At 56.5% G+C, this 12822-nt stretch carries 11 protein-coding genes and 1 tRNA gene; 4 read left to right on the top strand and 8 right to left on the bottom strand.

Annotated features, from left to right (window positions below):
* Positions 1-3 precede the first annotated feature (3 nt).
* A complete protein-coding gene (locus ACYQ14_RS14700) occupies positions 4-768 on the bottom strand; it encodes a mechanosensitive ion channel domain-containing protein (protein ID WP_459889157.1) in 765 nt (254 codons plus the stop codon).
* 1 nt (position 769) lies between these two features.
* Positions 770-1582, bottom strand: coding sequence for a diadenylate cyclase DacZ (gene dacZ / locus ACYQ14_RS14695; protein WP_459889156.1), 813 nt, complete (start codon positions 1580-1582; stop codon positions 770-772).
* A 181-nt stretch (positions 1583-1763) separates the two neighbouring features.
* Between dacZ and ACYQ14_RS14690 the strand changes: the two genes are divergently transcribed.
* Positions 1764-2219, top strand: a complete 456-nt coding sequence (locus ACYQ14_RS14690) for a hypothetical protein (protein ID WP_459889155.1) — start codon at positions 1764-1766, stop codon at positions 2217-2219.
* Positions 2220-2380: 161 nt separating this feature from the next.
* Here ACYQ14_RS14690 and ACYQ14_RS14685 read toward each other — a convergent pair whose 3' ends face one another.
* The 4 genes from ACYQ14_RS14685 to ACYQ14_RS14670 form a co-directional block, all read right to left on the bottom strand.
* A complete protein-coding gene (locus ACYQ14_RS14685) occupies positions 2381-3166 on the bottom strand; it encodes a phytanoyl-CoA dioxygenase family protein (RefSeq protein WP_459889154.1) in 786 nt (261 codons plus the stop codon).
* 147 nt (positions 3167-3313) lie between these two features.
* A complete protein-coding gene (locus tag ACYQ14_RS14680; protein ID WP_459889153.1) occupies positions 3314-4303 on the bottom strand; it encodes an aldo/keto reductase in 990 nt (329 codons plus the stop codon).
* A gap of 516 nt (positions 4304-4819) precedes the next feature.
* Positions 4820-6034, bottom strand: coding sequence for a right-handed parallel beta-helix repeat-containing protein (locus ACYQ14_RS14675; RefSeq protein ID WP_459889152.1), 1215 nt, complete (start codon positions 6032-6034; stop codon positions 4820-4822).
* An 889-nt stretch (positions 6035-6923) separates the two neighbouring features.
* Entirely contained in the window at positions 6924-7505 is a 582-nt protein-coding gene (locus ACYQ14_RS14670) for a hypothetical protein (protein WP_459889151.1), read from the bottom strand.
* Between the two features lie 258 nt (positions 7506-7763).
* On the opposite strand from ACYQ14_RS14670, the gene ACYQ14_RS14665 reads away from it, so the two are divergent.
* Positions 7764-9692, top strand: a complete 1929-nt coding sequence (locus tag ACYQ14_RS14665) for a hypothetical protein (protein ID WP_459889150.1) — start codon at positions 7764-7766, stop codon at positions 9690-9692.
* Between the two features lie 54 nt (positions 9693-9746).
* Positions 9747-11552, top strand: coding sequence for a DNA methyltransferase (locus ACYQ14_RS14660; protein WP_459889149.1), 1806 nt, complete (start codon positions 9747-9749; stop codon positions 11550-11552).
* Positions 11553-11731: 179 nt separating this feature from the next.
* On the opposite strand, the gene ACYQ14_RS14655 is transcribed toward ACYQ14_RS14660, so the two are convergent.
* Together ACYQ14_RS14655 and ACYQ14_RS14650 are read right to left on the bottom strand one after the other, a co-directional pair.
* Positions 11732-11816 (bottom strand) — tRNA-Leu (locus ACYQ14_RS14655).
* Positions 11817-11885: 69 nt separating this feature from the next.
* Positions 11886-12107: a hypothetical protein gene (locus ACYQ14_RS14650; protein WP_283835663.1), complete on the bottom strand. Its 222-nt coding sequence runs from the start codon at positions 12105-12107 to the stop codon at positions 11886-11888.
* A gap of 242 nt (positions 12108-12349) precedes the next feature.
* On the opposite strand from ACYQ14_RS14650, the gene ACYQ14_RS14645 reads away from it, so the two are divergent.
* Entirely contained in the window at positions 12350-12658 is a 309-nt protein-coding gene (locus ACYQ14_RS14645) for a transcription initiation factor IIB family protein (RefSeq protein ID WP_459889148.1), read from the top strand.
* Positions 12659-12822 lie beyond the last annotated feature (164 nt).

Genomic DNA, 12822 nt, shown 5'->3' with positions numbered 1-12822 from the left:
CGATCAGCCTCGTATCCGAACGACGCCCTCCTCGAACACCTTCCGATTCGGAACGATGAATTCCTCGGAATCGTCTTCGATCTTCGTCACGAACAGATCGACCTCCTGGACGATGCCGGAGTGGTCGCCAATCTTCACCTGATCGCCGATGCTGTAGGGTTGGTTCAACAGGAGATAGATGCCCGCGGCACTCGAGACGAGGAAATCTTTGAACGCGTAGCCGCCGACGATGACGATGCCGATGGCGTAGACGGCCAACAGGATGAGCAATGCGAAGACCTCCACGCCGACCTGATCCAGCGCGATGATGAACGCGATGTACAACACCGTGTACTTCACGACTTTCGGGATAATCACGACCTCCGGGAGCTTGACGCCGCGGAGGTATTCGCTGACGACCAGTTCTGCCTTGTCGGCGATGATGAATCCGAGAATAAGCACGAGAACGGCGATGAACAGTTGCGGGATAAACTCGATAATACGCGCCCAGAACGCGTCGGTCGGAAGCAGCTGTGCGATATGAATCGCGGTGAGGACCGCGATACCGTAGATGAACCATGAACTGATCCGGGCGACGATCTCGACGGTCGAGGTCCCGAGACTCTGGGCGGTCCGCTCGAACGGTGTCCCTTCGACGGCGTCGGATACTCCGGCCGCGTTCAGCAGTTCCTTGTTGAGTTTGCCGACGAGATATCCAACGACGAATCCGAGCGCGAGCACTGCGACGGCGATGACCGCCGGCTCGTCGACGAACGTCTGCCACTCCATATCAGTACGCCTCCGGATCGACCTCGATCAGGAGCTCGCCGCCCTTGAACGCCCGTACCATTCCGTCGCTCTCTGAAAGCGCGATCGCGATCGAGTTCGTGTCTCTGGTGATCGCACCACCCGCCATATGGCGCGCACCCAGCCCTTTGGGAATGTCGACACCTTCCGCGGAGGGCTCTAAGTACCGGTAGGCCGAGACGATCTTGCCCGAATCCGAGATGACGAATGCGCCGTCGAGTCGCGAGAACTCCTTGAGCATCACGCTCACGATCGGGTCGCCGACGTGGACGTGGGACTTCTCGAAGGGGTTGTACGAAAGCGGCCGGGACTTGTTCATCACCTTCCCGGCGTCGCCGACGATGAACAGCGCGCCGACGGGCTTGCCCTTCTGTCCTTTCTTCCCGAGTTCGACCGCTAACTCGAGAACCGACTTGATAACCTCCGGATCCGCGCGCGATCTCGAGAACAGGTCGTAAATACCCGTCTTCGACTCGGCGTCGGCTCGAACCCGCGAGACCGTGTCGATACTGTTTCCGAACACGCTCGTCGCACACGCGAGTTCGTCGCCGTCCTCGATAATTCCCTGTTGTAACGCGCCCTCGAGCCCGAACGAGACTCGCTCTGTGACGTCTTCGAACTCGAGGGGGAGTTCGACGAACGTGTCCGCACTCACGACGTTTTCCGTTCCGACGACGATGACGTCGAGGTCTTCGGCCGACGAAAAGCGCTCGTAGTACGACCCGCTCGGCCCGAAGAGTACGACGGCATCGACACTCGAGAAGATGTCCCCGAACACATCGTCTAATCCGTCCATTACTCCTAGAAGTCGTTCGTGATCGAATAAACGTTGTGGGCTTGATGGTGATAGCTGTTACCACGGGTTCCGCCGAACGCTCAGCAAAACGATCGGCTCTCGAGATTTCCCAAATCTCGTTCGCGTCGGATCCCGACGTGATCTCAGAACGCTTTTTCCCGGGCGCTCGAATCGTTCGAGTATGAACGATCTCCTCCTCGGCGTTCTCGGTCCCGTGGTGATCGGCATCGTCTCGGCGGTCGTCTACTGGGACGCGAGACGAGTCGATGTCGTCTGGCCGCCGGTTTGGGCGCTTCTGGTATTCAGTACGGGAATGCTAGGGCTCGGACTCTTCCTGTTCGTTCCGACGGTTCCCATTCCGGGGCTGCTCGTCATCGTCCTCATCGGCCCCGTTTTCTACGTCTTCGAACGCGATGACACCAGACACAGCGACGAACCCGCTGATCCGCACACGCTCGCCGATGCGGAGACGACTCACGAGGGTTCGGATCCGATACCGAACGCTTCAGACGACGACACGGACGAAACAGTCACAGCTCCCAGCGGAAACGAAGCGAGCGATCCAACCGCGTCTCACAGTGACGACGAAACGGATCACGAATCGGCAGATTCCGACGAGTACGCCGACCCGCGATAACGGATGCCGGTCCCGCGCACGGAAACCGCAATAGCGCGTCGGGAATACTCACACACCCCGTCGGAATACTTCAGCAGGGATCGAATCGGTGAGAGAGACAAGTCGGCGAGGCACAAATTCGAGAGCACAAATGTACGAGAAAGAACGCTGTCTGCGAACGCTCAGACGCAGCCCGGGAACTCCTTGCCCTGAATGTGTACCGAGTCGACCCAGTCGGGTCGTTCTTCGTCGCTCTGAGTGAACCTCGAGCGGGCGTCCATGTACGACATGATGAGCGCTCGGCGGGGACTGTCGGTCGTGTTCGGTTCAGTGTAGTGGGGAAGCAGGCAGTGTTGGAAGAGTGCGTCACCCGGCTCCATCGGCAGTTTGACGAGGTTCTCGTCGTCGTACTCCTCGCCGTCGATCACGATATCGGTCTCGTATTCGTCAGTTTCGTGGGTGATGATGCCCTCCGTGTGTTCGCCGGGGACGACGGACATACAACCGTTCTCGAGGGTCGCCTCGTCGACCGCGATCCAGACAGTAACGTGGTCCATCGGACGGATCGGGTAGTAGGCCGCATCCTGATGGAAGCTCTTCTCGCTGCCGACGTGGGGCGGTTTGAGCATCGCGGCGCTTCGGAGCAACTTGAGGTGCTCGCCGAGCAGGTGTTCGTTGATCGAGACGATGGTCTCGTCCCTCGCGACCTCCTCAAAGACCTCGTCCTCCTCGACCATCCCCAGTCCTTCCATCTTTCGAACGGCGTCGCCGGGTTCCTCGACATCCACCTCGCCGCGTTCGACGGCGGGCTCGAGCATTTTGCCGAACGTCTCCGGTTCCCGATCGCCATGGGTGTACTCCCGAAGCCGGTCTCTCACTCGATCGACAGTTTCGTCGGCGAGCACGTCTTCAACGACGACGTAGCCTTCGGACTGATACTGTTCGAACTGCTCGTCGGTGAGTTTCATGACCACAACTCGATGGTATTCGGAGGTAATGCTTTCGGTCCTTTCGAAAACATTCGCTTGCACAGCCGTTGTAAGATATTTTACTCGTATGGTCGAGTCGACTCGCCTACGACCTCCGAGAGCGAGGCGTGAAATAGCCTCTCGCGCTCACCACTGATGGTGGGCCACGTCGTAGACGTCTTCCTCGTAGATATCTCGAACGACGCCGCGGGTTTGGTTCGAAAGCGAGTCCAGGGAGGCGGCGGCGACGTTCTCGCGAATGTGCTCGGGGGAACTCGAGCCGGGGATGACCGTCGAAACGGCGTCGTGGTCCAGAATCCAGCGCAGGGAAAACTGCGCGGTCGTCATCCCCTCGGGAACGTGGCTTTCGATCCGGTCGACGACCTCGAGCCCCTGCTCGAATGCCAGCCCGCTGAAGGTCTCGCCGCGGTCGAAGGCTTCGCCATCGCGATTAAAATTCCGGTGGTCGCTCTCGGGGAACGTCGTGTCCGTCGAGAGCGCGCCCGTCAGGAGTCCCGAGGCGAGTGGAATGCGGACGACGACGCCGATATTACGGCGTTTAGCCTCCTCGAAGAACAGCTCCGCGGGGCGTTGGCGAAGCGGGTTGAAGATGATCTGGATGGTCTCGACACATGGGTACTCGATGGCTTTCAGCCCCTCCTCGACTTTTTCGACGCTCACGCCGACGTGGTCGATCTTCCCATCCTCGACCAGTGACTCCATCGCCTCGAACACTCGAGGCTGATAGTAGACCTCCCGCGGCGGACAGTGTAGTTGCACGAGATCCAGCGTCTCGACGCCCAGATTCTCTCGAGACCGATCGACGTGTTCCTCGAGGTTTGCGGCGGTGTACTCCGCGGCTTCGTGGGGCTCGAGCCGTCGGCCGACCTTGGTGGCGACGGTCACCTCCGCCGAGTCGTCCCAGTCCTCAAGAACTTCCCCGATGTACTTCTCGCTTGCACCGTCCCCGTAGACGTCGGCGGTATCCAGAAACGTCACGCCCTCCTCGAGGGCCGTCCGGACGGCCGCTCGAGCCTCCTCGTCCGAAACGTCGCCCCAGGCCGAGCCGATGTTCCACGTGCCGAGGCCGACCTCCGTTACGTTTAGGTCCGTCGAACCGAGTCGTCGCTTGTCCATAGGTAGTTGTTGGCAAGGGGGTATTTGGATCTGTTTCACTCGCCGAGCGAGAACGTCGACTTGTGGGAACGGCAATTCGCTCAGAACCACCACAGCTACGTGCGGTGGCACGCGCTGTCGGCGCGTCTGAGCACGGCGAAGGCGCGTCGTCCCAACTGTGCGAGGGACGAACGAGCGAAGCGCGACGCAACGCGTCGCGGACTGCGAGCGGCGAAACCGCGAGCGAAGCGAGTGAGTCGGTTGGGGAGGACGTGGAAATCCGTGTTGCCAGCGCGAGCAAGAAACGTAGAGCTAATTCGGTCGATACGCAGATTCAGGTCGAGCAAGAAACGCAGATTCAGATCGATCGAGGCCCAGATTTGGTCGATCGAAATTCATACACGAATCAGCCATCCTCCCGCTCTCGAAGGCCGGCCATCCGGCTTGACCGATTATGGACCTAAATAGCGAACTGTGACCAGCGCGAACTGCGCACAATGCGAGCCGCGACGCGACAGTGCGAGATGGTCGGTCACATTACTCTTTTTCGGGAACCACCGCTTCGGCCGGCGTTTCTTCGAGGTGGTCGGTGATGGCGGAAATGGTCGCCCGTTCGATAGTTGCGGTTATCTCTCCCGCTTCCTCTGGTTCAGGCGCTTGCTCGTCCTCCTCGGGCGGCACGTGTTGAACGGCGACGTCGGTTCCAGAGAACGCGAACGTTCCCGCTTCGGTCTCGAGGTTTTCGACGGTGTTGTCCGCTGACTCGTCCGACGAGTGGTAAACCCACTGCTCGTTGTCAAGCGCCGTCGAATCTTCGATGGTGGAGTTTGCGGTATTGACGAACACGAACGCACCCGGCTCGAGGTCAGCCCACCCTTCCGTTTCCACGTCTCCTCGCGTGTTCCTAACCGCCACGTTTTGGAATTGTTGACCGCTTGACTCTAGCGATAACACGCCTATCTGAGTATTTCCGTCGACCTCGACGTTCGAAACGGTGCTGTCGTCGGTCTCGATACCGAGAACGAGTCCGACGTCGTTATCCGAAATCGTGGATTCGGTCACCTCAAGGTCGGTCGTTTCCCAGACCGCTACGCCGTCGAAGGTATTCGACTGGCTGTCAACGTTCCGTATCGTGTTGTCTTCGGATACGCCGTCGTCCCAGCTGTCGAAGATGAATCCGGTACTGCCGTTACTCGCCGTGGAATCAGCGAACGTAACCTGACTCGAGTTATAAGCCGAAATGCCGTCACCGTTGTTCTCCGCCGTCACGCCCTGCACCTCGCCGTTCGTCACGCTCTCGTAGTTGACGCCGAAAAACCAATCGGTAACTGTCACGTTGCGCACCGCGACGGACGAGAGATCGGCTTCAGCACCCACTGACACGCCGATGCGTTGCCACTCGGGATCGGTCGGGAAGGTTTCCTCGTCTTCTTCGACGGCAGTGACGAACTCCGATTTTTCACCCTCGGTGACGTCGCCATCGATCGTATGCCCGCCCCCGTCGAGAACGACGTTGTTCGCTTCTATCTCGATGCAGATATCTTCTGAAGCGTCTTCGATGTCCGTACTGAGTTGGTAGTTCCCCGGCTCGGTGATCGTCGTGCAGGAATCAACCTCTGTTACGTCGACGTTCTCGCCGGAAACGCTACCAAGCCCAATGCCGGCCGCTGTGAGGCCAGTAACTGCGAGAACGACTATAATTCCGATACCGACGGACCGACCGAATCGCGTCTGTTCACTCTGAGGGAGCATTCAAACACCACTGGTTAAACCCCGACACGTGTAATAAACCGTTTGTGCGATTCCTCGGACATTCAACCCACAGTTCCGTACTCGTCTCGTCGACGAAACACGGAGCTCCACAAGCCCTCGAGTCCTGAGTCGAACGCGACACTCACCCTGAAACAGTAGCTATATGACATGTGGGCGCGTTTGTCCGAATGGAAGCCAAAAACTCCACGAAAGGGGGCGTTCGTATTGAAATGCCCCGGGTGGAACCAGCACCCGAGACGTGGCTTCCAAACCCGTACGGGTCAGTTGCCATGATTGGATTACTTCTCCGCGGGCATAAACGTCCCGTACGCCAGTCGCACCGAACTCATACTAGCAACAGCCTCGAGCACCACCGACAACACTCGAGCGCCTCGTCGACTCCGCGGATCAGACACTCGAGGTTCGCGTTACCGCTCGCGGAATCTCGCTCCTCGTGACCAGTGTGGGTGTCCAGGTGCGTTCGTCGTGAACGATCAAACAGACGACTGCACAAGCGATAGGGCAGACGACCCTGCAGGCGTCGACACCGACGGCGGCAACGAGTCGCCGTTTCCCGACTGCCCGCGATATGGGACACCGGTTCTACGGGTGGTCACCTCCGGACCCAGACGCCACACGGCTCACCCCTGCGGGTGTCGGGTGCACTACGACCGACTCGATTTCGGGTAAGGCGACATTCGGTCTCGAGTTCGTTCGCGTCGGGCTTCGCCTCAAGGCAGTACCTACGTCTCTTCGGAGTCTCGCCACCACAATCTGTAGCTGTACCAGCACCAAGTTCCGACCAATCCGCCGATTGCGATCAGTGGGGAGACCAGCGCCCACATTGGCTCCCCGGAGAGGACAACGAGCGCCGGCCAACCGAGTAGAATTAGCCCGTATGCGGTACAGCCCAGAACCCGACGTGGCCGGGAATCGATATAAGTGACGGCAGTCTTAGCGAGATACAGCCCGTACATGATGTGTGAGAGCCACATGGCCGGAAGGATGTAGAGCATCCCGAAGCCGGGGCCGCCGCCGTACCGAGTCTCGACGACGTACGTGTCGCCGCCGTCTTCGACGATTCCGAACCGGTTTCCAGTCCGCATCCCGGATCTCGGCTCGCTGATTCCGGGAAATCAGGCTCGACAGCATATCCGGGACAGAGCGGCACGGCCTCATCACAGACGGTGACGGCTATCTCCTCCCATCCACCGCTCGAGCCCCCAGACTCCGTTCGCGGTTCCTCGAGCGCCCGCTGTGTCGGCCCCGACAGTTCGTCCTTTGGGGTGATGTCCTCGGTTTCGAGGGCGGTCTCCTCGAGCGCCGTATCGAACGCCTCAGTCGACTCGTGGGCGATTCCGTAGCTCTGGTTCTCGATCGGATAGGAATACAACCCGGGTGCAACGAAAAAGGCGACAGAAACGGCAAGCGCGACGAGGACCGCGACTCCCAGGAGGGCTCGTGACTTCACTGGAGGAGCATTACTGACAGTTATTGAGTATTTTCCGATACCATCTCCGATCGACGGGCAAACGAGTCGAACTACTTGCTCGTTGGTCGATTCTCGAGAGATTACGCGTTAACTGATTCGCAAGTGGCTTGCTTGACTAATTTTGCTAAAGAACTCGATGCAAAGACTGTGGATATACTCGTTTTGCTGTTGCAAAAGACACAGGATCGCGAACGAGTTGTACCTATATTTATCCATGCCGTCGATAACGTAGTAGATATGAATTACTTCGACAGGAAAATCATCTCTATTCATAACGATGAAGAGTTGAACGAAGCTGAAGTTATACTCAAAGGGACGGTAAACAGGACCGTTCGCAAACTCCCGTTAGCGACGTTTCAAGAACACGAGAAACAATCGAACGGCGACGGTGACGAGAGCAGTGACCAATTGACTAATCAGAGCGTCGGTGGCGTCCAACGTGCACGGGAGCTAACGGAGGCCAATCCAGAGGATTCCCTGCCCGCAGTCTATGGCGGACTGTTCACCGTGGCAGAGTACTTTACCCGGTCCTTTGACGCGGTCAAGGGCAAGTTCTTCGAGAAGGTGATAGCCGCCGAAGAGGATTCACACCGACTCGATGTGGACCGAAACCTCGGTCATCTCTTACAGTATCTCCTGGAACCAGAACTGTGTTGGAAATCGCTCAACTATACCCGCGAGACGCTCGATGCTGATGAGGAGGATCGATTGAGCGACCTGGACTCCATTACCTTCGACCTTGCCGAAAACAACCAGCAAGCGAACGCAGACGCCACGCTCTTTTTTGAGGAAGAAGGGACGCTCGTTTTCGGAGAGCACAGGACGAGTGTTGTCAGCGGTGGAACGACTGCGAGACCGTCGCTAATGCGAAAGCCGCGAGCGTTGGTCCGTGAGCTAACAAAGTCAAACAATATCGTCACAATCCCAGATAATATTGGACAGGAATACGACATCTCATCGGATTCGTATGCGTTAACCGAATTATTAAACGAGGTTGGAGTCGAGGAGATTCACTTCCACGTCGGGATCCTTTTCAACGAAAAAAGAACACCTGCACGCTGGGAGGAAGACCCACAACAAGGAACCAGTCGGAGACTCATCGAAGAATTCGAAGAGGACCTGCCAACAAATCTTACAAAAGACCTGCGTAATATCAATCTAGATTCGCAGAACCTACAACTCGAGTTTGAGGTACCGGTGTCACCAAATAGCGATGAAACGATCCAGTTCCACATGTCGTTCCTCTACGGCGATGTGTATCTGAATACAATATACACTGGCTCGCGGATTGCCACCGGTGAAAGTGGTTCGGTAGAGACGTTCGATTCGCCACGCTCGCTTCGAGGAATCATCAGCGAGAACGACGCCGACGACCTTTGGCTCGGGTTCTCAATCGCAGAGCGGGAAAACAAGGTCTTCGAAATTTCTACACAGAACCGAAACAACGCGATGGAGATCGCGGACCTCATACTCGAGGATGACCAACTGACCGACCGTCTTGTCGAGTTTCGAGAGTTGTGCCGCACCGGAAAACGTCGAAAGGCCGATAGAGAGTTATTGGCGTTTGCTCGAGACGTTGCCGAGATGTACGATGAAAAACGCGACAACCAGTATGTCGAGTGGGTGTTCGGAGGGAATCCGCTCAATTATCTGCAAGACGTTACGATCGAGACGCTCGTTTACGACTCGATCTCCCGACCCCTCTTCTTACGTCGTTTTCCTGAAGCCACACCACCTGAACCGGACTACGAGAAAGACGATATCGTTGAGGCCTCTCTCGGGGATGTTCGGCATACACTAGAAACGTACCTGTTCGACGTTGAGGACGATACGACCAAGAAACAGAACATCGTCCGGGCCGTTCGAAATAAAACGGAATATGAGCGGAGTGGAACGAATATCCCTGCATCTGAAGATGACCCGATCGATTGGGATAACGCGCCAACGAAATCCGAGATCGGCGATTTGTTGGACATTGCAACACCGACATCGCTTCTCAAGAACATGGCTACTGGAACCTCCAAGAACAAAGGCGGGCTCTTCGAAAAGAGAGGTGATAAATTTGCGGTCCCAGCCCGAGTCAGTCACCGCATGGGTCGTTTTATGCGGGACCTGCCCGAGGATGCCAAAAGGGAGGCTGAACAACCGACCGTTCTATCATCCTAACGACAATACACGCTTCCAGTACTTTTTAACTGAGCAAGCAGGAACGTACACTCAATGAATGAGGAAGCCTCGGGTTCAGAAATCCCATCCATCTATACCCAACATGGAAACGTGGAAATGAAACGGAAGGGAAACCGCGTTTTTCCGGATTTTCGTTTTGAAGACAATCCGGGTATGAGTCACGTTCCGGACGAACCTGGATATCAGCTCGGAGAAGTCCCGAAAGGCGAGGGTGTCAACTATGCATTCGAAGGAGAACCTGACGAGTATCCAGAAATGGATTTTCGTGCCCTGGCTAACGATTTGGACGACGGGAGGACGATTCCAAACACGACATACCTCACTCACGATATCCACAAACACCCGGCCATATTCATACCTCAAATCCCGAGTTACATTATTAGACAATTCACCTCCAAACGGAACGAATCGGGCGACAGACCGATCGTTCTCGACCCGTTTTCGGGGAGCGGAACGACAGGACTTGAAGCAAAAATCACCGGTCGAGACTACCTGGGTATCGAAATCAATCCACTATCCAGACTGGTTTCTGAGGTTTCTACCTCTCCTCTCCCTCCGAATGCGCTGAAACAGGCACAAGCGGAATATGTCAGTTTACTCCATGAAACGGAAGCGAAGCTATATGAGAAATACGATGCGGAGTTTCTTGATAGGACTAAGAAGGACCATTGGTTCGAGCCGGAAGTAATACGTGACCTCTCTCGCATCAGAAAGGCTCTCGCCGATTTCAAAGAAAGCGATTTTGACTTTCTCGAGGATCTTACAGAGAGTGAAACCGAAGCTCTGGGAGACCTGGGTATCGACAATAAAAAGATCAAAAACCGACTCAATCGCTGGCTCACTTTGATGATTGCCAATACCGTGTTTACCGTCTCGAACGCGGACCCCGGTATCTCGAAGGCTTACAAATCAAAGAAAATGCGTCGTCGCATAGAAAACGACGAACATCCGCCTGATGTGATCGAAACCCACGAGGAGGAGATCGCAGAGTCGAGGGGAAAACTCGTTGAATTGTGGAACGAGATCTACGCAACCAATTACAGTGGTGGGACTGTCCAGCGGACTTTACAGAGATTTGACTCCTCAGATACTGAGAACGGTTTCGAGCAAAACGCGGCCCATAATGCGGCGGTCGACATTCGTCTCGGAGATGCAAGAACCTTCGATATCCCGGAATACCGGGAAGAGGTAGACATCGCAATTACTTCGCCACCGTATATCAACGCAATGAACTACTATCGGGGTTCGAAATTGCGACTGTTCTGGATCTACGACTTCCTCGAAGAGGATGAAAAGTTCGAAGCAAAGGAACTGCGCCAGTCCATCATTGGGACCAACTCCGTCTCAATGAGCACCGTAGAAAGAAACCTACCGGCAACTCTTCGAGACATCTGGCTCGGTACTGACGAAGCGTTCGAAGCGACTCGACTCCCGAATCTAGATGCAGACATTAAGACTATTCACAACCTCGATCACAATGAAGCAGAACGCAAAGCATACGTAACATGGAAATTTTTCGCGGATGGGATGTTGAAGAATTTGGCCAGAGTCTACGAGCATCTAAAACCGGGAGCGTACTACTTTTTCGTAATCGGAGAAAACACAATTGGAGAACAACTCATCCATAGCCACAAATATATTGCCGATATTGCACAAAATCTCGGTAAGTTCGAGAGACACGGTGGAGACTTCTCGGAGGAAGAAGGCTTCCGTTTAGTGGGTTCAGCGTGGGACAGTATTACGAACCGCGACCTATTCCAGGGACGAAAACACGAAGGAGGAGTTATCGAGTGTGAATGGGCAACGATCCTTCAAAAACCACGCGACGGTACCGTCTAATCGAATCGTCCACTTCCCGGAACGAGACTTCTCTCTGTTGCAGATATTATCCTCAGTGAACGGTGCACGGGACCGGATTCGAACTACGCGAAGACGTGCTCGCTCCGCTGCACGCGACTTCTCTAGTTCGAATCCGTATTGGCGATTCCCGTCGCTCGCGAGTTTGCGAGCGACAGGAATGCGCGGGACCGGATTCGAACCGGCGGACCCCTACGGGACAGCGTCCTAAGCGCTGCGCCGTTGGCCTAGCTTGGCTACCCGCGCGCAGGCTATCGTTTTCGCGATTCGAGTAAGAACCTGTCGATCCGTCCTAGTCCTCATGACGCATCGCACTCAGTCGTGAACTAACGGCTCCTCGGGCGACCAATCCGGTGGAACGATGAAGGTGACGTGCTCAGAATCCCGCAACTGGTGGAGTTCCGCCGCCTGCTCGGCCAGCGATCTGTCTCTGTACGGCATCTCGAGGCCACAGCCGGTACAGACGAGTTTGCAAGTTGGCTCGGTACTCATGATGAGACGCGAGTCGCGGGAGCGAGCGACGGGCGTCGCATCCACCTTCCGGCTCCCCCGGCTTTAGTAATCGTGACCTATTGAAATCGCCAGCGAACGGCCAGTTTTTCTAGTCGTTCGTAGCTGAACGTTGCCCGGTATAGCCCCCTATTGCGAAGAGTATCCAACCCCAGAGACAGTTCACGGAGTCCATAACTTCGAGCAGGGAAAACGGTCAGCCGAAGCGACGCGGCCAGCCGAGTGAGGACGTCCGTGGATTTATTTCGATGGCGCTGAAATCTCGGTGCATGCACAGTGCGCGCGACCGCGTCGAGTACGAACCCTGGCTCGAGGAACTCGAAACCGTCGCGGACCGGCTCGAACTCTCGACCGAGGCGCGGTCGTACGCTGGCGACCTCTTTCTCACCGACGTCCCGGAATCGGATCGATCCAAGCGCGCAGTCCTCGCCGCAAGCGTCTACGCCGGCTCGCTGGTCGCCGGCGACGGCCGCACCCAGGGAACGGTCGCCGACGCCGCCGACGTCTCGCGACTCTCGATCCAACAGCGGTGGAAGGATCTGCTCGAGACCGCCGGGCTCGAGCCACCACGCTGGTAGCACCGGTCACCGGCCGCGATGGCTACCGATCGCCGCGCCGGCTACGAATTCCACCCGGATCAGCGGCGCTATCAAACGGTTTACCGAAATCAAAACCACGTAAGTGCCAGCTACGGTGATGAAACGGTAACCATCGGCAAGGGCCGATGAGAACGGGGCGGCGG

This window comes from Halostagnicola bangensis, from assembly GCF_054653435.1.
The sequence above is the reverse complement of the archived record's forward strand: the minus strand, read 5'-3'. Positions and strand labels throughout refer to the sequence as shown.